The organism is Streptomyces sp. NPDC003077 (assembly GCF_040611095.1).
Classification (GTDB): Bacteria; Actinomycetota; Actinomycetes; order Streptomycetales; family Streptomycetaceae; genus Streptomyces.
The window spans coordinates 24,816-45,159 of record NZ_JBEXNM010000071.1; the positions used below are offsets into that span (position 1 = coordinate 24,816).

Here is a 20,344-nt window from a genome sequence, read left to right on the forward strand (position 1 = left end):
GCACGGGACTCACGTCCCAAGTCGGCAGGGATCGCCAGGTCGTTACCCACCGTCGGATTGCCCGGCACCACGTCGACGAGCGGTCCCGCATATCGCCGCACAACGTGACCGCACTCCCGGGTCATGCGCCTATCGGCCATGTGCTACCGTCTGCATTTCTGTCAATGATGTCAGGCGTAAAGGCGACGGCGGAACGAGGAAGCCGGTGTGAATCCGGCGCGGTCCCGCCACTGTGATCGGCGAGCGGATCCCCCACAGGCCACTGCCCGCGTGCGGGTGGGAAGGCCGGGACGAGCATCGACCCGAGAGCCAGGAGACTCACGCGGTCGCCTCCTCGTAGGAACTGGGGCGGATTTCCCCAGAGGGAGGGCTTGTCCGCATGCCCATGGGGTTTGTGCACCCCGGCACGGCCTGGTGCCGTGCCGTCGTACGCCGGGACGCCGCCACGGCGGCCTCCGGCCGGCCGGTGTTGGCTGAGCGAAGAGGATGGCGACCGCCCGCGCCGACGAGGCCGCGTCATACGAGTTCCGCGATGCCCTAGCGGCGTTCGCGTGCGCCTGCCCGTGCCCCGTGGCCGCCCTGACTGCTGGTGCCACGGACCGCCCGTGCGGCGCGACCGCTGGTGTGGCAGGACCGTCGGTGCTGCTCGGCCCGTCAGCCGCTGTTCCGGCGCGGGCTGGGAACCCCGTGATCGTCTCCGTGCCACGCCTCGGCCCCGCAGCCGCACCGCTGTCACGACACCAGCTGTTTCGCCCCGGCCGACCGGGTCGAACCCGAGGACACCACGGCGCGGACGCGCACGGGGTGCTCCGATGTCCCCGTGCTGCCTGCCCCGCGCCGCCTCGGCCCCCACGCCTCGGCCCCCACGCCTCGGCCCCCACGCCTCCGCCTCCTGCCGTCCCGCCCCGCGCGCCTTCCCCTGCCCACCCCGGCGCGGCTCCTCCCGGCCCGCCGCCCTCGATGAGAACCCGCCGTTCCCCTGCGACGAGAGGACCCGTCCCATGATGGGCAAACGCCCGATGTCCGTGCTGCTGGCCGTCTCCGCGGCCTTGTTGATGTCCGGCTGCGGCGGTGCCGCCGCCCGGGACGAGGCCGCGCCGGCGGCCACCCCCGCCAAGGGATTCCCGGTCACGGTGGACAACTGCGGCGTGCGGACCACCTACACGTCGCCTCCGCGGCGAGCGGTGTCGCTGAACCAGCACGTCACCGAGGTCATGCTGGCCCTCGGGCTGGAGAAGAGGATGGTGGGTACCGCGTTCCTCGATGACCGGATCCTGCCGGAATACCGGGACGCCTACGGAAAGATCAAGGTGCTCGCGGACACCTACCCCTCCTTCGAGGCGCTGCTGGCGGTCGAACCGGATTTCGCCTACGGCGGGTTCACCAGTTCCTTCGAGGAGAAGGAGGGGCGTGGGCGGGCCGCTCTCCGCGACGCCGGGATCAACTCGTACGTGAATGTCGAGGCGTGCCCGAAGGGCCCGGTGACGATGGACACGATGGACACGGAGATCCGGAACGTCGCCAAGATCTTCGGTGTCCCCGAGCGCGCCGAGCGGGAGCTGAAGAAGCTGCACGGGACGCTGGACCGGGTTCGGGACAAGTTGGCCGGTGTCACGCCGGTCAAGGTCTTCGTCTACGACAGCGGCGAGAAGACGGCCTTCACCGCGGGCGGCGCCGGCGTCGGCGCGGAGATGATCCGGCGGGCCGGCGGGGTGAACCTGTTCGCGGACCTGCGCAAGTCCTTCGGTGACGTGTCGTTCGAGCAGGTGGCCGAGCGCGCGCCGGAGGTCATCGTGATCTACGACTACGGGGACCAGCCCGTCGAGGACAAGAAGAAGTTCCTGCTCTCCAACCCGGCGCTCAAGGACGTACCGGCCATCAAGAACAAGCGGTTCGCCGTGCTGCCGTTGTCGTCGACGGTGCTCGGTGTGCGGGTGCCCTCCGGCGTGGAGTCGCTGGCGCGCCAGCTCCACCCAGGGCGCTTCCGGTGATCGGCGTCAGCGGCGTGCGGGAGAAGCGCGACCGGCGGACGGCGGTCACGGATGCCGGGGTCCGGCGTCGGACGCTGCCCTACGGACTCGTCCTCGGGTTGTTCGGGGTCCTGGTGGTCCTCGCCGCGACGTTCGGCGTCGCGGCCGGTTCGATCAGTGTTCCGGCCGATCAGGTGTGGGGCATCCTGCTGCACCGGGTGCATCCGGGGCTGGCCGAGCCGACCTGGTCCGCGGCCCGGGAGACGATCGTCATGGACGTCCGGCTGCCTCGGGTCCTGCTGGCCGGTGTGGTGGGGGCCGGGCTGGCGGTCGCGGGCATGGCGTTGCAGGCGCTCGTCCGCAATCCCCTGGCCGACCCCATGCTCCTGGGCGTCTCCTCGGGCGCGACGGTCGGCGCGGTGGTGGTGATGGTGTTCCACCTCACGTTGTTCGGCATGTTCTCGCTGCCCGTCGCCGCGTTCATCGGCGCCCTGGTCGCGCTGGTCGCCGTCTACCTCCTGGCCCAATCGGGCGGGCGGATGACCACCGTGCGGCTGGTGCTCGCGGGCGTGGCGACGGCCGAGGTGCTCTCCGCGCTGGCCAGTTTCTTCCTCGTCACCTCGGACGATCCGCACAAGACGCAGTCGGCGCTGCGGTGGATGCTCGGCGGGCTGGCCGGGACGACCTGGCCGATGGTCTGGGTGCCCGCCGCGGCGGTCCTGATCGGCACGGCGGTGCTGCTCGGTGTCTGCCGTCCGCTCAACCTCCTGCTGGCCGGTGAGGAGGCCGCCGTGGCGCTCGGCCTGGACGTGCACCGTTTCCGCGCCGCGCTGTTCACTTTGGTCGCGCTGATGATCGGCACGATCGTGGCGGTCAGCGGCCAGATCGGTTTCGTCGGCCTGATCATGCCGCACGTGGTGCGGCTGCTGGTGGGCGCCGATCACCGCCGGGCGCTGCCCGCCGCGGCGCTGCTCGGCGCCGCCTTCCTGATCGCCGCCGACCTCGCCGCGCGCACGTTCATGAGCCCCGAGGAGATCCCGGTGGGCATCCTCACGGCGCTGGTCGGAGGCCCGTTCTTCCTGTGGTTGATGCGACGGAGGGCCCAATGACGGACGGCATGACGACGCGTGGTGCGGTGACGGACGGGGGGCCGACGCACGGTGCGGCCACGGACGACGCGCTGACGGCGCCGGGTGCGCTGGCCGCCGAGGACGTCTCGGTCGTGGTGGACGGCAGGGCGCTGGTGGACCAGGTGACCTTGCGGGTGGCTCCCGGGGAGGTGGTGGGGCTCGCCGGTCCCAACGGTGCCGGCAAGTCGACCCTGCTGCGCACCGTCTACCGGGCGCTGCGCCCGACGTCGGGACGGGTCCTGCTGGACGGCCAGGACGTGCGACGGCTGCCGGGCAAGACGCTGGCGCGCCGGCTCGCGGCCGTCCTCCAGGAGGCCCCGGGCGACTTCGAACTGACCGTCCACGACGTCGTGGCCATGGGCCGCACCCCGCACAAGCGGGCCTTCGAGGGGGACGGTGCCGCGGACCGCGTCATCATCATGGAGGCGCTGGAACGGCTCGACGTCGCCGGCCTCGCGCACGCCCCCTTCCCCCGGCTGTCGGGCGGCGAGAAGCAGCGGGTCCTGATCGCCCGCGCCCTGGCCCAGCGCGCCGGGACGATGGTGCTGGACGAGCCGACCAACCACCTGGACCTGCGCCACCAGCTCGACGTGCTGCGGCTCGTCCGCGGGCTCGGCGTCACCGCCGTGATCGCCCTGCACGACCTCAACCTCGCCGCCGCCTTCTGCGACCGGATCTGTGTGATGGCGGAAGGGCGGGTGGTGGCCCTCGGCACGCCCCGGGAGGTCCTCACACCGGCGCTGCTGGCCGAGGTCTACCGGGTGGATGCCGAGGTGACCGAGCACCCGGTGACCGGCGTCCCGCACGTCACGCTGCTGCCCGGCGCCGGACCGGTGGGGAGGGTGGAGTGAGGGTCACCGACCGGGATTCCGTGCCGCGGGCCCCGGCCGGATCGGACGCCTCGGGGTCGGTCGCCCCGGCCTTGGCGGAGGTCGCCGCGCTCGGGCCGTTCTTCGCGGTCGAGCTGGGGGACGTGGAGGAGGGATGGCATCCGGTCGGCACGTCCTACGCCCGGGGCCTGGACGATCTGATCGCGGCGCGCGTCGCCCGGTACGGCACCCGCGAACCGCGCGTCGCCGCCTCCATCGTGCAGCTCGGGCACGCCGCCCGCCTCTGGTCGCCGGTGCTCGCCTGCGCCGTCCTGCACGGCGTCGTGCCCGACCTGGCCGGGCTGCGCCGCGCCGACCACGGCCCGGCCCTGCGGCTGCCGGTCGCTCCTGCCGGATGGCGCGCCGATGACCTCCCCCGGCTCGCGGACACGCTGTACGAGGTGGTGATGGTCCGGCACCTGGAACCGCTGGCCGCCGGCCTGCGCGTCAAGGTGGCCCGCCGCCTGCTGGACGGCAACGCGGCCTCCGCCCTGGCCGAGGCCGCCCGAGCGATCCTCGCCGCCCGGCCCGACGTCCGCGAACCGCTCACGGACCTCGTCGGGACGCTGCTCCGTACGGGGAGGCTGGCCGGGACCGGGCACGTCACCGGCCCGGACCTGAGCTTTCGGCGCCGGAGCTGCTGTCTGTACTACCGCGTTCCCCTTGGCGTGAAGTGCGGGGACTGCGGGCTGGCCGGGTGAACGTGCCCGGGGCGGGGCGCCGAAAAGCGGTGAAGGCACGGTGGGCGCGGTGATGGAGTGGCGTCATGCGCCATCACACGCGGGAGGCCGTGTCTCACGGACGAGATGAAATGGGCGAGAGACGGCACGAAAGGGACCAGGGGCCGTGTGCAGTGGATCGCGGACGGTACGAGGACGCCGTGACCCCCTGGGAAGGGCCGGACTGGCGGAGAGCGGCGCTGGAGTGGGCCGCGGGGGAGCTGGCCGCGCACGGGCTGCGCGCGACCGGGCTGGAGAAAGTGCGGCTGCGGCCGTGGTCCGTGCTGGTGAAGATCTCGGTTGCGGGCACCGGCACGCCCACTCACACCGACGCGCGGCCCGGTGCCGTGTGGTTCAAGGCCAATCCGCCGGCGAGCCTCTTCGAGGCGGGCCTGACCGAGGCGCTGGCCGGGTGGGTCCCCGAGCACGTCCTGCGGCCACTCGCCGTCGACCCGGGCCGCGGGTGGTCGCTGCTCCCGGACGGTGGGCCCCTCTTCAAGGACGCGCTGGACCACGTTCCCGACGACCCGCGCGCCTGGGAGGAACCGCTGCGCCAGTACGCGGAATTGCAACGCGCCGTCATGCCGCAGGTCCGCGCGATGGAGCGGCTCGGCGTCCCGAGCGCGCGCACGGCCGCGCTCCCCGAGGCCTTCGACCGGCTCGTCGCCGGTAACGCCGTGCTGGGGGCCGACGACCGCGCGGCGCTACGGGCGCTGCGGCCCCGGCTCGCCGAGTGGTGCGCGGAGCTGGCGGGCGTCGGCATCGCCGATTCCCTCGACCACGGTGACCTGCACGCGGGCCAGCTCTTCGCCGTTCCCTCGGGCCGCTTCGTCTTCTTCGACTGGGGTGACGCGAACGTCACCCATCCCTTCTGCAGCCTGCCGGTCCCCGCTCAGGCGGCGTGCGACCGGTACGGGCCCGAGGTGCTGCCCCGGTTGCGGGACGCCTACCTGGAGCCGTGGACGGGAGACGGCCGCACGCGGGCGGAGCTGCGGCGCGCGGTGAGCCTGGCGTGGCGGCTCGGCGCGATCGGCCGGTCCTGCTCCTGGGGCCGTCTCTTCCCGGAGCCGTCCGGCGCCCCGGGGACGGCGGGCGAGGCGGAAAGCGCCCGATGGCTGCTGGATGTGTTCACGTCGCCGCCTCTTTAGGAAGACCGCCGCTTCTGTGGAGAAGACCGCCGCCTCTTCGGGCGGCATGGGCAGCGCCTCGTCAAAGGACATGCCGTTGCCGAACCGTCGGGCACACGCGCGGTGCTCCCACCACGATCGCCTCGGACGCGTGCCGCCGCCCCGCCCCCTCCCCGGGGCAGCGGCACGAGGCCGCCCCGGCCCGGAACTACAGCGTCGCCGCCAGCAACTCGCGCGTGTAGGCGGCGCGCGGCCGGTCGAAGACCTCCTCCCGGGTGCCGGTCTCGACGATCTCCCCACGCCGCATCACCGCGACGCGGTCGCAGAAGTGCCGTACGACGGCCAGGTCGTGGGAGACGAAGAGCAGCGACAGGCCCAGCTCGGCCCGCAGGTCCATGAGCAGGTTGAGGACCTGCGCCTGCACGGACACGTCGAGGGCGGAGACCGGCTCGTCGGCGATGACCAGGCGGGGACGCGGGGCCAGCGCGCGGGCGATGCCGATGCGCTGGCGCTGGCCGCCGGAGAACTCGTGCGGGTAGCGCGGCAGGTGGCGGGCCTCCAGCCCGACCTGTTCCAGGAGTTCGGCGGCGCGCGCCCGGCGCGCGGACCGGTCCAGCCGGGTGTGCACCCGCAGCGGCGTGGTGACGATCTCCTCGACCGTGCGGCGGGGATTGAGCGAGGCGTACGGGTCCTGGAAGACCAGTTGCACCGCCCGGCTCAGCTCGCGGCGCAGCCGGGTGTCCACGGCGGCCCGCCCGATGTCGCGGCCGTCGAACCGTACGGTGCCCGAGGTCGGCCGCTGGAGTCCGGCGAGCACCCGCGCCGTGGTCGACTTGCCGGAGCCGGACTCGCCGACCAGGCCGAGCGTCTCGCCCTCGCCGATGGTGAGGGTGACGTCGCGCACGGCGTGGGTGGGGTCGCGGCGCCGTCCCAGTGGGGTCCGGCCGCCGCCGAAGCGCACGCTCAGGCCGGTGATCTCGGCCAGGGGGCGGCGTACGGGCGGGTCGCCGCTTTCCGGGACCGGGACGGCGGCGACCGTCGTCCCGCCCCGGGAGGCCCCCGGGACCCCGCTCGCCGAGCCGCCGCGGAACGCGACCGGGATCCCGTTGCGGAGGTCTGCCGCGTCTCCCGTCCCGCCGCGAGCTCCGCTCCCCGCAGCCCACGGGACCGCGGTCGGCGTCCCGCCGCCCGGGGCCGCCCCCGGCTCCGCGTCCTCCACCGTGGGCAACCGGGTCCCCGGTTCCGTCCTCAGGGAGGGCGCCGCGCCGATCAGGGCCCGGGTGTACGGGGCCGACGCGGCCGTCAGCAGGCGCGCGGTCGGGCCGAGTTCCACCATGCGTCCGCCGCGCATCACCAGCATCCGGTCGGTGGTGTGCGCCACCACGCCCACGTCGTGGGTCACCAGCAGGACGGCCGTGCCGTGCTCCTTCTGCAACTCGGCCAGCAGGTCCAGCACCTGGCGCTGCACCCGGGCGTCCAGCGCCGTGGTCGGCTCGTCCGCGATCAGCACGTCCGGATCGTTGATCAGCGCCATGGCGATCATGACGCGCTGCCGCATGCCGCCGGAGAACCGGTGGGGGTGGTCGCGGGCGCGCGCGGCCGGGATGCCGACCCGTTCGAGCATCTCCACGGCGCGCTCCCGCGCGGCCTTCCGCCCGAGGTCCCCGTGGTGCAGGCGGTACGCCTCGGCGAGCTGCGCGCCGACCGTGTGGAAGGGCGACAGGGAGGCCAGCGCGTCCTGGAAGACCATGGCGATGCGCGCGCCGCGCACCGCCCGCAGCGTCGCCTCGGGCGCCCCGGTGACGGGCGTTCCGCCGACCTCCACGCTGCCGGTGATCCGGGTCCGCGCGGGATCGTGCAGCCCCATCGCCGCCAGCCCCACGGTCGACTTGCCGGAGCCCGACTCGCCCACCAGCCCCAGCACTTCGCCGGGGGCCAGGTCGAAGGTCACGTCCTCGGCGGCGGTGACGGTGCCGCGCGGGCCGGTGAAGGACACGCTCAGCCCCCGGACCCGCAGCGCGGGCGGCCGGGCCTCGGCGCCGGTCCGGGGCCCCGCCTCGGCGCGCGCCGCGACGCTCGCGTCCGTACGCATCCCTGTCCCCGTCCTTACGACTTCCCGATCGGCCGCGGAGCTCGTCCCCGTACGCCTCACCGGTCCGGTGGTCCGCACAGGCTCCACCGGCCTCGGCTCCCTTCGCACCGCGCTCTCCTCTCCCGTCCTCCGCACGGCAGCCCCCGCGCTCCCCGGCGCCCCGGACCCGGCCCCGGACAAGCCCGCTCCCGCAGTGCGGGCGGCCGGGCCTCGGCGCCGATCCGCGCCCCCAGCCCCGCGCCGGTCCGGCGCCCCGGCCCCGGGCAACCCGCCCGGCACGACGAACCCCGCGGCACTCACGCCAGCCTCACTCTCGGATCGAGCCACGCGACCACCAGGTCCGCGACCGCGACGAACACCACCACGAAGAACGCGGCGAGCAGGACGGTGCCCACGACGGTGGGCAGGTCGTTCTGGGTGACGGCGTCGACGGCGAGTTTGCCGACGCCGCTCAGCCCGAAGACCGTTTCGGTGATGAACGCGCCTCCCAGCAGCGCCCCGACCTCCAGGCCGAGCAGCTGCACCAGCGGCGCCGCCGCCCCACGCGAGGTGTACTTCAGGTGGGTGCGCAGGGTGCCCAGGCCCTTGCCGCGCGCCGTGCGCACGTACCCCTCGTGCATGACCTCCAGCATCTGCGCGCGGGAGAGCCGGGCGAAGACGGCGGCGTTGACGAAGCCGAGCACCAGGCAGGGCAGCAGCAACCCGCCGGCCCAGGCCGCCAGGTCCTCGCCGGGCGGGGTGTAGCCGGGCAGCGGGAGCAGGCCGGTGCCGTACACCAGCAGGTACTGCAGCGCGTAGCCCAGGAAGTAGATCTGGACGCTGGCACCGACGAGCGTGAAGCCGGACAGCAGCCGGTCGGTGACGGTGCCGCGGCGCAGCGCGGAGACGAACCCGGCGCCGATGCCGAGGACGAGGATGACGAGGAGCGCGCCGGCCGCGAGGGAGAGCGTCACCGGGAACCGCCCGGTGATCGCCTCCCGTACCGGTTCGTGCAGCGTGTAGGAGTAGCCCAGGCAGGGGGCGGGGCAGGCGATCGGGGTGCCGTCCACGTCGGCGATGGTGCGGCCGGCCACCAGGCCGCGCAGGTACTCGGCGTACTGCGCGAGCAGCGGCCGGTCCAGGCCCATGCTGTGCCGGACCGCTTCGACCTGCGCGGTGTCGCATTGGGGGCCGCAGGCGATCAGCGCCGGGTCGGCGGGGGCCGCGTAGAAGAGGGCGAAGGCGGTGGCGGAGATCGCCAGCAGCACCACGGCCGCTTGGAGGCAGCGGCGGATCAGGTAGGTGGGCATGGTCGGCGGCTCACGCCTTCTTCAGGTACAGCCAGGCGGGGCTGATGGTGCCGTAGATCGGGTGGATGAAGGCGCCGCCGACGTTCGCGCCGTGCGCCTGGGCGGTGCGGGCGTTCAGGAACGGTACGACCGGCACGTCCTTCATCACGGTCTGCTCCAGCTCCAGCAGTTCCGCGGTCTTGTTCCGGAGGTCCCCGATGCCGGCGATGCGTTCCAGTTCCCGGTCGACGTGCGGGTTGCGGTAGCGGGTCTCGTTGGACAGGGCGTCCAACTCGCTGTGGAAGGACTCCGGCAGCAGAGTGCCGGCGGTGGGCCAGTTCACCGACGTGGTGTTCATCCACAGGTCGTACGGGGCCGGGCCGCGGAAGACCTGGTCGAAGAAGGCGGCCTCGCTCAGCGGCTTGCGGACCAGTTCGATGCCGGCTTCCCGGAAGGCGTCCGCCAGCACCTGCGCGACCCGGTCGTTGACCGGCGTGCTCTCGTAGGCGTACGTCAGCCGCGTCACCGGCTTCTTCGCCTTCCGCAGGTACTCCTTGGCCTTGGCGATGTCGCCGGTCGGCGCCACCGGGTACAGGTCGTACGCCCGCCAGCCCGCCACGGCGGGCGAGGACAGGGTGGTGGCGAGGTCGCCGGCGCGCGGGCCGCCCAGGACCTGGCGGATCTGCCGGCGCGGGAAGAGGTAGTGGATGGCCTTGCGCACGGCCGGGTCGGGCACGCGGGTGTTCTTGATCCGCAGGGCGGTGGTGTACGCCCCGCGCCGCCCGCCCACCACCAGGTCCTTCTTCTTCGGGTCGCGCTCGGCCTCGGCGAACAGTTCCGGCGCCAGGCCGTCGCGGTCCGTGCTGGTGCTGTCGGCCCCGTCTCCCCGGCCGGTAAGGATCTCCTGACCGGAGTTGACCGCCTTCTTCCCGAAGATGAACTCGAAGCGGTCCACGTACTGGTGCCGGATCGGGTCGGTCTCCGCCTTCCAGTGGGGGTTGCGCTCCAGCGTCATGGAGTGGTTCTGCCGGTGCTCGACGATCCGGTACGGGCCGGTGGCGAACGGCTTGACGTCGTAGCGCGTCCCGGTGTCCTTGTCGGGCCGGACGGGCGAGGACGCCGACTGCGTGGCCATGAAGGACACGTCCGACTGCGGCTTGGGGAAGTGGAAGACCAGCGTCCGGTCGTCCGGGGTCTCGATGGCGTCCCGGCCGCCGACCTTCAGATGGCCGTCCTTGGGGCCGCGGTACTTCTTCACCGCCGCCGTCAGGTCGTCGGAACCGGTGAGCCACATCGGCCAGTAGGACGGCCCGACCTCGAACCCGGGCGCGAAGGTCCGCTCGATGCCGTACTTGACGTGCGCGGCGGTGACCGGCTTCCCGTCCTCCCAGGCGATCCCCTTCTTGAGGGTGAAGGTCCAGGTGCGCCCGCCGTCCGAAGGCCGGCCGAGGTCCGTGGCCAGGTCACCGACGAGTTTCGGCTTGCCGTCGACCACCTGGTACTGGGTGAGTTGACGCCCCCAGAGCAGGGAGGTGTTGAACGTCTCCCCGCTGTAGACCTTCTGCGGGTCCAGGTGCGGGGCATCGGTCGGGTTGAGGATGTGCACCGTGCCGCCGGACCGGGCCCCGGAGACCGCCGGCGCGGGGCCCGCACTGTCCTGCGCGGTCCCCAGCAGCGCGGACAGCTTGGCTTCCTTCCCGTGCTCCGCCTTCGCCCCTCCCGCGCCGGCGCCCGCCGAGCAGGAGCACAGCAGCGCGGCGCTGACGAGGATGGCCGGGACCGCCCGTGCCGCGGGGTGGGGACGGCGGTTGGTGCGGGGCATGGTGATCTCCCTTGTGGGTGGGGGCGTGGTACGCACGGTGGTGAAAAAAGGGGGAAGCGGGCGCGGAGGTGCCTTGACAGGGCTCGGCAGCCGCTCCGGCGGTCCTCGGCGAGTTGCTTTTCGCTGACTGACGAGGACGTGTGACGGGCACGACGAGCGGATCGGCGGCCTGCGGGGCCCTGCTCCTGACGTGAGCGGGGTGGGGGCTCCTGCGCCTCTTACGTCGTGATGGAGCGGCTGGGTGGCCGGACCGACGGCTGCGGACCCGTCGCGGTGACCAGGAGACGCGGCCGGTTCAGCGGCCGGTCCGTGGGTCGAGGGCGTCGCGGACGGCGTCGCCCAGCAGGTTGAAGGCGAGGACGAAGACGAGGATCGTCACGCCGGGGAAGAACATGTAGGTCGGGTCGTCGTAGAAGACCTCGGCGCCGCGGGCGATCATGCGTCCCCAGTCCGGGATCGGCTCGCTGATGCCGACCCCCAGGAAGGAAAGCGCGGCCTCGGCCGTCACGATGCCCGGGAGCGCCAAGGTGATGTGCACCAGCACCGGCGCCCAGACGTTGGGCAGCAACTCGCGCAGCACGATGTGCCGACGACCGGCGCCCACGGCCCGTGCCGCCTCGATGAACTCCCGTTCACGCAGGGACCGCACGGTCGTCCGCAGCACCATCGCCAGCGGCACCCAGCCGAACGCCGAGAAGACTAGGACGAGCACCGTGAACTGCATCCAGGCGGGTTCGTTCTCCCCGGGCGGCACGAACCGGGTCTGGATGACCGGGCTCAGCGCGAGGAGCAGCAGCAGAGTCGGGAAGGCCAGCAGAACGTTGCAGACGAAGGTGAACGCCCGGTCCGCCAGCCCGCTGAGGTAACCGACGGTCACCCCGAGCACGACCCCGACCACCGCGATGATCGCGACGGCCACCACCGCGACCAGCAGCGAGGTCCGGATTCCGTACAGGAGCTGGGTCAGGACGTCGCGGCCGAGCCCCGGTTCGATGCCGAACCAGAACTCTCCCGAGATACCGCCGTTGGGCAGCACCGGCAGCCCTTCCTCGCTCAGCAGTCCCGGCAGGTTCTGCCCGTAATGCTCGTCCGGGTTCTTGCCGTACACGGCGGCGATCAGCGGTGCCGCCAGTGCCAGCACGACGAAGAACAGCACCACACCGCCCGCGACGAGCCCGAGCCGGTCCCGCCGGAACGCGCCGAGCGCCGCGGCGAGGGGACCACGGGACTCCTGTATCTGCATTTCGGTCATGCGCGGGCGCACTCCTGCTTCTTCGTCGAAATCGGCCGCGGGGAGGATCGGGGAACCGATGGCAGTCCTGTTCGCAGATCGGATCGGGTAACGGACCTGGCTGACTCTGCATCGGCTGCGGACGATCATTAGAGCCAGCCGTCCCGAACTTGGCAATCCCCGTCCTTCCGCCCTGCCGGACATCAGTTCCGCGGTATTTAACAAAACCGACGCTTTTTCATGTTGCCGAAACATTGAGCAACATCAGGTCGGGAGCTATCGGGCGTTTCACCCCCGACGGAGAGCGGTTCCGCTTCACATGAGACTCGCCTCACACGCCTTGGAAAATTAGGCTGCTTGCGCGCCTGTAACCATCTTTCGATGGTCGTAGCGGCTCCCTGCCTGCCATAGCCCCCTCCCTTCGTTGATGCCGGAGACCTTCGGCGGGAATGAAGGGAGGAGGCGCTCCCCCGCACGACCGAGCCCCGCCGACCCGTCTCCCGGCAATTCCGAAGGGCCCTCACCTATCACCGGCAGCACAGACGATCCGTGCAATGCAACTGACCAGGTGGGTGAAAACGCCACGGGGAGGGATCGGGTCTCCGATATCCGCTTACTCGGCACTTCCCCACGGTCTGACGCCGTGCCGGTCGGCTTGGGGCATCGGCATGTCATTCCCGTCAACCAAAGGCCGGGGACGGATGCCGTCCCTTTCCGGGGCAGAGATACGGTGGCCCTGGGAAATCGGGGGTGGTGGGCGTGATGGGGCACGTGGAAGTACCGGGGCCGGAACCGGGATGGGGGCCGGCGCCATCGGCCTGTCCGGGCAACCCCAACCACGCCTCGCAGTTCAGCTTGTGGTGGTACGTCTCAGGGTCGTTCCACGTCGTGGCCGGACTCGCTCCCCCTCTGGAGGCGCTGGCGGCACGGCTGCGGCTCAGCGTCGAACGAAGCTGGGAGGACCTGGGCCACGTCGATGTCGCGATGGTTCACGTGAAGGGTGAGCACTTCGCCTTGCACCGCCTGGAAGGCAGTTCCTGCCAAGGCACGCTGGTCTCGGTGCCCCGTACCACCGAGGACGTCGACACGGATCTCGACCTTCTGCTGACGGCGCTGGGCCTCGACCGCCGTGCTCTCACCTTCATCGGCAGCGAGGAGACCGGCTACGAAGAGGTGGGGCGCTGAGGGATACGGCCCACGAGCGTGCTGCCGCCCGTGTCCGCGGCTGTGTACGGGCCGCGCCCATCGGCTGATTCGGGAGGGAATACCCCGGGGCATGGCCGATTCCGCCGTTGTCCCGGGGATCGGCGGCGGATTGGCTGGTCTCACCCGTCACACGAGCCCAGCGGACATGGGAGGCACCATGCGTCATTGGCGACTCAAGGCCGCGCTGACGGTGGTGGCGGGGGCGTGCGCCGTCACGCTGCCCGCCTCCGCCCTCGCCTCGCCCTCACCGGCACCTGACGCGACGGCGACACGCCCCGCCACGACGCGGCCATGGACGAGCGCGACGACGCCACGGACCACCGCGGAGGCGGCCCGCACGACCGCGGTACGGGGGGCGGCGAGCGCGGACATCCGGCGGGTCAGCGTCGCTCCGGACGGGCGCCAGGGTGACGGGGGTTCGTTCGACGCCGTCCTCAGCGCGAACGGGCGGACCGTCGTCTTCATCAGCGAGGCCACGAACCTCGTGCCCGAGGCGGCCGGCGGCGTGGGGTTGCAGATATACGCCAAGGATCTGCGCACCGGCCGGGTCGACCTGGTCAGCGCGGGCCAGGACGGTGAACCGGCTTACGTGCCGGGGGCCACGCTGGCCGTGAGCGCCAACGGTCGCTTCGTCGTCTTCGACTCGCCCTCCCGGACGCTCGATCCCAGCGACACCAACGCCGGGGACGACATCTTCCTCCGCGACCGGTGGAAGGGCACCACCGAGCTGATCACCCGTCAGCCCGCGGGCGCGCCCCGGGGTGACAGCTTCACACCGTCCATCAGCGCCAACGGTCGCTACATCGCCTTCACGTCCAAGCGGGACGATCTCGTGCCCGGGGACACCAACGGCCTGGCCGACATCTTCGTCCGCGACCGGTGGAAGGGCACCACGAAGCGCGTCAGCGTCGCCAGTGACGGCACCCAGGGGACGGGGGTCTCCACCGACGCGGTCATCAGCCCCGACGGCCGCCGGGTGGCGTTCGTGACCGAAGCCAGGAACCTCTTCCCCTGGCCGGGGAATCCCACGCGGACGGCGGATGAGGGTTCCGTGAAGCGCCCTCCGCAGCCGTACCGCGCCTTCGGCGTCCACGACCTGCGGACCGGGGAGACCCGGGCGGGCGCGCACAACGTGGACGGCGTCCCGGCGGACGTGCACTACACCCTGCGTTTCTCGCCTGATGGACGGTACGTCCTCTTCGGCACCAGCCAAGCGGTCCTGCCCGGGGAGCGGGCGGGCTTGCAGGGTTTCTACGCCCTCGACCTGCGCACCGGTGCGCAGCTGCGGCTCGGTGCACGGCCGGACGGCGGACAGCCGACCGGGACCGTGTTCGGGGAAGGGCTCAGCGCCGACCACCGGACCGCGTACTTCACCTCCAACGCGCCCGATCTCGTTCCCGGAGACACCAACGGCACCTGGGACGTGTTCGCCCGCGACCTGCGGACCGGAGCGGTGACCCGGCTGAGCACCACACCCGATGGCGGCACGCTCACCGAAGGCGCCTACGGCGCTTCCGTCGACCGGTCCGGGCGCCGGGTGGTCTTCAACAGCGACAGCGCCGAACTCGTCCCCGGGGACACCAACGGCGCGCGGGACGTCTTCCTGCGACGCCTGCGCTGAGCAACTCACGCGAGGGCTCCGTCCGGTGGCGCGGCGCCCCCGGCTTCGTTGTGTGCGGACGGCCATCCGCCACGTCAGCGGGACGAAGGCGTCGGCGCGGGAGATCACCTTCGGCGAAGGCGTCGTGGCGGTCCACGGCATGGTGGGTGGTGCCGCGTAGGCCCCGGGGCGAGCCCCTACGCCACATCGAACCGGCGGGGACGGACGCCCGAGGACCGACGCCCCTCACCGCTGATCGGCTTTCGATAATCTCGGCGGGTGATACGGCAAAACGGGAAGGACCGGGCGGGCGCGGGCTTCCTCGCGGCCCTTTCCCTGGTGGTGAAAGGGCCGGCGTTCCGTGACGGGGCGTTGTGGGCCGTGCTGTCCCTGGTGGGTGTCGCCTGGTTCGTGGAGGCGGGCGACGCGACGCCCTCCGTGGTGCTGGATGCGGTGCTGGATGTGGTGCTGCCCGTGGTGGTGCTGGCGGTGGCGGTTCCGGGCGGGCGCCGGTGGCCCGGTGCGGCCGTGGTGGCGGTCAACGGGCTGTGTGCGCTGGGCCTGACGGACCAGGTCAGTCCGGGGAGCCCGTACCTGCTGCCGCTGGCCGTGATGAGCTACCTGCTGGGCATCCGGTCGGCGTCCGCACGCTCGGCGTTGCTGGTGCTCGGTGGCTGTGTCGCGGTCGATCTCGCGGTGTGTGCCCTGCTGCGGACCGGTGCGGTGTGGTGGTTCTACACGGTGACGCTGGTGCCGGGGGCGCTGCTGCTGCCGTGGCTCGCCGGCTGCTACCGACGGGCCCGGCTGGCGCTGGTGCGCGGCGGCTGGGAACGGGCGGTGAGCCTTGAGCAGCGGCAGCGGTCGGTCGTGGAACAGGCCCGGCTGCGCGAACGCACCCGGATCGCGGCCGACATGCACGACTCGCTGGGCCACGAGCTGAGCCTGATCGCACTGCGCGCCGGTGCTCTGGAACTGGAACCGGCGCTGACGGACGAGCACCGTGCCGATGTCACCGCGTTGCGCTCGGCGGTCTCGGACGCCGTCGAGCACCTCCGGGACACCATCGGGGTGCTGCGCGAGGGCACGGAGTCCGGGCCGGACGCGTCACCCGCCGAATCCGTGGAGGAACTCGTGCGCCGGGCGAGCGCGTCCGGCGTGGAGGTCGCCCTGCACCGCGAGGGCGAGGCCCCCGCCTTGGCTCCGTTGGCCGACCGGGCCGTGTACCGGGTGGTGCAGGAGTCGCTGACCAACGCCACCAAGCACGCCCCCGGCAGCGCGGTGCGGGTGCGGATCACGCACAAGGACGGCAAGACCGAGGTGCGGGTGGTCAACTCCCCCGGCGGGTCGAAGTCCGCGCCCGCCCGGGCCTCCGGGCACCGCGGACTGACGGGGATGCGGGAGCGGGTGCGGATCGTCGGCGGCACCTTGCGGGCCGGACCGCGCGGCGGCGGCTTCGAAGTGGTGGCCACCGTGCCGGATCGGGTGGGTCCCGATCGGTCGCTCACCGCGGGCCGGCGGACGATGCACGAGGAGGAGGAGTCCACGCACCAGCTCGCGGTGGCGCGGCGCCGGGCCAGGTTGCGGTTCGCCGCCGCCTTCCTCGTACCGGCCGGGATCGGGCTCACGGTGCTCCCGGCCGCCGCACTGCTCGCCTACCAACTGACCACGTGCGTCCTGCGGCCCACTGCCTACGAGGCGCTGCGCCCCGGCCAGCAGCGCGAGCGGTTCGCGGACGTGCTGCCCGCGCGCCAGTTCCCCTATCCGTCCGCCGCCATGCGGTCAGCGCCCACACCGCCCGGCTCCGCCTGCGAGTTCTACCGGTCCAACGGCAACCTCCTGGAGGAGGTGGACGTGTACCGGCTGTGCTTCGCCGGTTCCCGACTCGTCGCCAAGGACGTGCTGCCCCGCGGGGCGGACGGTTCTTGATCGCGGCCGTTTTCAGGAACCGGCCCCAGGGGGTGGGCGCTGGTGACGTCATCGTTCCGCTGTTCCCCCGATGCCGTCACCGGCAGGCGATGGCGTCACTGGCAGGTGATGGCGTTACCCGGGGGCGATGGTGTCGTCTGGGGAAGTCGCGTCGGGGAACGGTGGGGTCGTCAGGGGCGATGGCGACGTGCGGCGCAAGGCGATCACCTCCTCAGGCATCGCGTCCTCAGGCACCGCGTCCTCAGGCATCGCGGCGGCGCAGTGCGATCAGGCCCGTCAGATGGGCCGCCGCGGACCATGTCACGACGATGGCCAGGCCCACCACGGGGGCGTAAGTATCACCTTCTCCCTTCATGAAGTGGGCGCCCGCGCTCTGCGGCAAGTAGTCGTTGATCGTCAGCAGGGTTTTCCCGCCCAGGCCCAGGAGAACCATCGGCAGGCCCGCGAGCAGGAGGCTGACGAGCGCCAGCACCCCGGCGGCGGACCGCACGGCGAAGGACACCCCGACGGTGAGCACCGCCACCGCCGCCAAGTACGCCCCCAGCGACAGCACTTGCCCTATCGCCTCGGCGGGTTCGAACGTCGCATGGCCGCGGAAGGTCATCCAGCTCACGGTCGTCCCCAGCACACCGAGCACCACCCCGCCGCAGAACGAGACCGCGCCGGCCACGAGCGCCTTCGCCCACTGGAGCCGCCCCCTGACCGGCACCCACAGCAGGGACGCGCGTATGGAGCCGGTGGTGTACTCGCTCGTCACGGTGGTCATGGCCAGGACGACGAAGGCGAACTGCACCAGGACGGCGGCGCTGACGGGCGCGCTGCCGACCGGTTGGACCGGCTCGTCGTTGATCCGGGCCAGAGAGCCGTAATAGAACGTGAACACCGCCATGAGCAGGGCGGCCACGGGTAAGCAGACGTACGCGGTGCGGGTGGTCCACAGTTTGGTCCACTCGGCCGCGAGCGCACCGGCGAGCCCGAACCGGCCGCCGAAGTGGTCGATCGGTGGGCGTTCGCGTGCGCTGTCAGTGACGATGGTCGACATCGGTCCTACCCTCCCTGCCCTTCCGTGCCGGTATCCGGGGCGCGGTGTGGGACGTGCCGGGGCCTCGTCTGCTCGTGCCGGAGGCTCTTCCGTGCGGGCCGGAGGCTGCTTCATGTCCGCCGGACGCCGCTTCGGGTGCGCCGGGCGCTCGTCCGTGTGTGCCGTACTCCACGGCGTCCGAGGTGAGTTCCCGGTAGGCCTGCTCCAGTGATGCCGTCTCCTCACTCAGTCCGTGCAGCCGAACTCCCCGCTCGTGGGCGAGATCGCCGACTTCCTCGACGGTCCGGCCCATGACGACGAGCTCGTCCGGACTGCTCCATGCCACTTGGGTGCCGTCGTACGACAGGAGTTCGTCAGCCAGGGCGTGTATCTCGTCGGGACGGGGACAGCGCACCCGCACCCGGGCCGGCGCGCCGCTCGCCAGCACGTGGGCTATCGGGGCGTCTGCCAGCAGCCTGCCCCGGCCGATCACCACGAGGTGATCGGCGGTCAGTTGCATCTCGCTCATCAGGTGGCTGGAGAGGAATACGGTGCGTCCCTCGGTGGCCAGGGACCGGACGAGTTCGCGTACCCACAGCACGCCGTCCGGGTCGAGCCCGTTGACCGGTTCGTCGAAGATGAGCACCCGCGGATCACCGAGGAGCGCGCCCGCGACACCGAGCCGCTGATGCATACCGAGCGAGAAGGCCCCGGCACGCCGGTGCGCCACCGTGGCCAGTCCCACCTCCTCCAGCACCTCGTCCACCCGCCGCACGGGGATGCCGTTACTGCGCGCCATGGCCCGCAGGTGCGCGCGGGCCGACCGTCCCGGGTGCAACGCCTTCGCGTCCAGCAGCGCGCCCACTTCTCGTACCGGGTGGCGCAGTGAGGAGTAGGGCTTGCCGTTGATGAGGGCTTGCCCCTCGGTCGGGTGGTCGAGCCCGAGGATCATGCGCATCGTCGTCGACTTGCCGGCGCCGTTGGGCCCGAGGAAGCCCGTCACCCGGCCTTCGGTGATGTCCAGGGTCATCCCGTCCACAGCGGTGGTGCCGCCGTAGCGTTTGGTCAGACCTCTCAAGGTGATCACGCGTCTCCTTTCGGATCGGTGGGTCGGCTCGGGGCCGGTTGACGGGTTCGTTCGCTCGGCTGAGGCGCTCGGCTGATGCGCTCGGTTGGTGCGTTGGTCCGGTACGGGCGTCCGCGCGGCTTGGGCTGGGGTAGGTCAGCCGCCCGTCCCTTCCGTTCGGCTTGTGCGCTCGGCTCGTCCTCTTCGTGATTCACCGTAGGAGTTCCGGGATCACGGGCACATCGGTCGTTCGTCAGGCAGTGACTTGCCTTTCGACAGGCGTGAGTTCTGCCCTGCGGCAGATGACCCCTTACTTTCGTCAAGGTCGAGTGGGCGGCAGGACCACCGTGACCCCAGCGGGAAAGCGGCCGTGCCAACCGTCGTTTCCGCCCGCCCGGTAGCTCTGCCGACTGCCGTACGGTGCCGCCGGGCCGCACGGCCGACGCGAGAAGATGGCCCCGCGACACATCCATCGACGTGGTGAAAGGGGCGGGCGCCCGCAATGATCCGAGTGCTGCTGGCCGACGACGAGGTGCTGATCCGCGCCGGGGTCCGCGCGATCCTCTCGAAGGATCCCGGAATCGAGGTCGTCGCCGAGGCGGCCGACGGTGACGAGGCCGTCGAGGCAGTGCGCCGCTACCGGCCCGACGTGGCCGTCCTGGACATCCAGATGCCGCGGCTGGACGGCATCGCGGCGACCGCGCGGATTCACCGGGAGGTGCCCGGGACGGCGGTGGCGATGCTGACCACGTTCGGGGAGGACGACTTCATCGCCCGCGCCTTGCGTGAGGGCGCGGGCGGGTTCCTGCTGAAGGCGGGCGACCCGAGGGAGCTCATCGCGGGTGTGCACGCGGTGGCCGCGGGCGGTGCGTACTTGTCGCGGAAGGTGGCCGCACGGGTCGTCGCCGGTCTGAACACCGGCAGGTTGGCGGCCGGCGCGTCCCGGTACCCGGTGGACCGGCTGACCGAGCGGGAGCGCGACGTGCTGGCCCTGCTCGGTGGCGGGTTGTCCAACGCCGAGATCGGCGCGCGGCTGCACCTCGTCGAAGGGACGGTCAAGGCGCACGTCAGCGCCATCTTCGGCAAGCTCGGCGTGCGCAACCGGGTGGAGGCGGCGCTGGCCGCGTACGAGGCGGGCTGGGTCGACCGGAACCGGTAGGTCGTCGCGAGAAAAGGCCCGTGGGCCCCCGGCGGCATGGCGGGGGCCCCCGGGTGGGGGGCCCGGCACGCCCTGCCCCCGCGAGGGGGGGGCCCCGCCCCGGGGGCGCCCACCGCCGGGCGGGGTGGGAGCCGGGGC

Annotated in this window: 15 protein-coding genes and 1 riboswitch; of the genes, 9 read left to right on the forward strand and 6 right to left on the reverse strand. The window is 72.2% G+C overall.

Annotation, left to right across the window (positions count from 1 at the left end):
- Positions 1-147: 147 nt before the first annotated feature.
- Positions 148-341: riboswitch (cobalamin riboswitch) on the forward strand.
- Positions 342-1,001: 660 nt separating this feature from the next.
- From ABZX96_RS31840 to ABZX96_RS31860, 5 genes are all read left to right on the forward strand, one after another.
- A complete protein-coding gene (locus tag ABZX96_RS31840) occupies positions 1,002-1,991 on the forward strand; it encodes an ABC transporter substrate-binding protein (protein WP_355551085.1) in 990 nt (329 codons plus the stop codon).
- Between the two features lie 74 nt (positions 1,992-2,065).
- The gene (locus ABZX96_RS31845; RefSeq protein ID WP_355551115.1) at positions 2,066-3,079 is read left to right on the forward strand and encodes an iron ABC transporter permease; all 1,014 of its coding nucleotides are present in this window, start codon (positions 2,066-2,068) and stop codon (positions 3,077-3,079) included.
- Positions 3,076-3,951 carry an ABC transporter ATP-binding protein gene (locus ABZX96_RS31850; RefSeq protein WP_355551087.1) on the forward strand — a complete coding sequence of 292 codons (876 nt, stop codon included), beginning with the start codon at positions 3,076-3,078 and terminating at the stop codon, positions 3,949-3,951. Before ABZX96_RS31845 ends, ABZX96_RS31850 begins: the two co-directional genes overlap by 4 nt.
- Positions 3,948-4,670, forward strand: coding sequence for a (2Fe-2S)-binding protein (locus ABZX96_RS31855; protein WP_355551089.1), 723 nt, complete (start codon positions 3,948-3,950; stop codon positions 4,668-4,670). Before ABZX96_RS31850 ends, ABZX96_RS31855 begins: the two co-directional genes overlap by 4 nt.
- Before the next feature lie 110 nt (positions 4,671-4,780).
- Positions 4,781-5,836: an aminoglycoside phosphotransferase family protein gene (locus tag ABZX96_RS31860; protein ID WP_355551091.1), complete on the forward strand. Its 1,056-nt coding sequence runs from the start codon at positions 4,781-4,783 to the stop codon at positions 5,834-5,836.
- 187 nt (positions 5,837-6,023) lie between these two features.
- Here ABZX96_RS31860 and ABZX96_RS31865 read toward each other — a convergent pair whose 3' ends face one another.
- From ABZX96_RS31865 to ABZX96_RS31880, 4 genes are all read right to left on the reverse strand, one after another.
- Positions 6,024-7,907, reverse strand: coding sequence for an ABC transporter ATP-binding protein (locus tag ABZX96_RS31865; RefSeq protein WP_355551093.1), 1,884 nt, complete (start codon positions 7,905-7,907; stop codon positions 6,024-6,026).
- 296 nt (positions 7,908-8,203) lie between these two features.
- The gene (locus ABZX96_RS31870) at positions 8,204-9,196 is read right to left on the reverse strand and encodes an ABC transporter permease (RefSeq protein WP_355551095.1); all 993 of its coding nucleotides are present in this window, start codon (positions 9,194-9,196) and stop codon (positions 8,204-8,206) included.
- 10 nt (positions 9,197-9,206) lie between these two features.
- Positions 9,207-10,997 (reverse strand): ABC transporter substrate-binding protein, encoded by a 1,791-nt coding sequence (locus tag ABZX96_RS31875; protein WP_355551097.1) that lies wholly within the window; start codon positions 10,995-10,997, stop codon positions 9,207-9,209.
- Positions 10,998-11,292: 295 nt separating this feature from the next.
- Positions 11,293-12,249, reverse strand: coding sequence for an ABC transporter permease (locus tag ABZX96_RS31880; RefSeq protein WP_355551099.1), 957 nt, complete (start codon positions 12,247-12,249; stop codon positions 11,293-11,295).
- 867 nt (positions 12,250-13,116) lie between these two features.
- Between ABZX96_RS31880 and ABZX96_RS31885 the strand changes: the two genes are divergently transcribed.
- From ABZX96_RS31885 to ABZX96_RS31895, 3 genes are all read left to right on the forward strand, one after another.
- Complete coding sequence (locus tag ABZX96_RS31885) at positions 13,117-13,413, forward strand: hypothetical protein (RefSeq protein WP_355551101.1); 297 nt, start codon at positions 13,117-13,119, stop codon at positions 13,411-13,413.
- Positions 13,414-13,591: 178 nt separating this feature from the next.
- Entirely contained in the window at positions 13,592-15,055 is a 1,464-nt protein-coding gene (locus ABZX96_RS31890; protein ID WP_355551103.1) for a hypothetical protein, read from the forward strand.
- Positions 15,056-15,313: 258 nt separating this feature from the next.
- Positions 15,314-16,960: a histidine kinase gene (locus ABZX96_RS31895; RefSeq protein ID WP_355551105.1), complete on the forward strand. Its 1,647-nt coding sequence runs from the start codon at positions 15,314-15,316 to the stop codon at positions 16,958-16,960.
- 241 nt (positions 16,961-17,201) lie between these two features.
- Here ABZX96_RS31895 and ABZX96_RS31900 read toward each other — a convergent pair whose 3' ends face one another.
- Both ABZX96_RS31900 and ABZX96_RS31905 read right to left on the reverse strand, forming a co-directional pair.
- Complete coding sequence (locus ABZX96_RS31900) at positions 17,202-18,002, reverse strand: ABC transporter permease (protein ID WP_355551107.1); 801 nt, start codon at positions 18,000-18,002, stop codon at positions 17,202-17,204.
- A complete protein-coding gene (locus tag ABZX96_RS31905; protein ID WP_355551109.1) occupies positions 17,983-19,068 on the reverse strand; it encodes an ABC transporter ATP-binding protein in 1,086 nt (361 codons plus the stop codon). The genes ABZX96_RS31900 and ABZX96_RS31905 overlap by 20 nt, the downstream gene beginning before the upstream one ends.
- Before the next feature lie 481 nt (positions 19,069-19,549).
- Between ABZX96_RS31905 and ABZX96_RS31910 the strand changes: the two genes are divergently transcribed.
- The gene (locus ABZX96_RS31910) at positions 19,550-20,206 is read left to right on the forward strand and encodes a response regulator transcription factor (protein WP_355551111.1); all 657 of its coding nucleotides are present in this window, start codon (positions 19,550-19,552) and stop codon (positions 20,204-20,206) included.
- Positions 20,207-20,344: the final 138 nt, after the last annotated feature.

Coding starts and splice junctions, on each gene's coding strand:
- ABZX96_RS31840 (WP_355551085.1), top strand. CDS start 1,002: ATGATGGGCAAACGCCCGATGTCCGTGCTGCTGGCCGTCTCCGCGGCC.
- ABZX96_RS31850 (WP_355551087.1), top strand. CDS start 3,076: ATGACGGACGGCATGACGACGCGTGGTGCGGTGACGGACGGGGGGCCG.
- ABZX96_RS31860 (WP_355551091.1), top strand. CDS start 4,781: ATGGGCGAGAGACGGCACGAAAGGGACCAGGGGCCGTGTGCAGTGGAT.
- ABZX96_RS31865 (WP_355551093.1), bottom strand. CDS start 7,907: ATGCGTACGGACGCGAGCGTCGCGGCGCGCGCCGAGGCGGGGCCCCGG.
- ABZX96_RS31870 (WP_355551095.1), bottom strand. CDS start 9,196: ATGCCCACCTACCTGATCCGCCGCTGCCTCCAAGCGGCCGTGGTGCTG.
- ABZX96_RS31875 (WP_355551097.1), bottom strand. CDS start 10,997: ATGCCCCGCACCAACCGCCGTCCCCACCCCGCGGCACGGGCGGTCCCG.
- ABZX96_RS31880 (WP_355551099.1), bottom strand. CDS start 12,249: ATGACCGAAATGCAGATACAGGAGTCCCGTGGTCCCCTCGCCGCGGCG.
- ABZX96_RS31890 (WP_355551103.1), top strand. CDS start 13,592: ATGCGTCATTGGCGACTCAAGGCCGCGCTGACGGTGGTGGCGGGGGCG.
- ABZX96_RS31900 (WP_355551107.1), bottom strand. CDS start 18,002: ATGTCGACCATCGTCACTGACAGCGCACGCGAACGCCCACCGATCGAC.
- ABZX96_RS31910 (WP_355551111.1), top strand. CDS start 19,550: ATGATCCGAGTGCTGCTGGCCGACGACGAGGTGCTGATCCGCGCCGGG.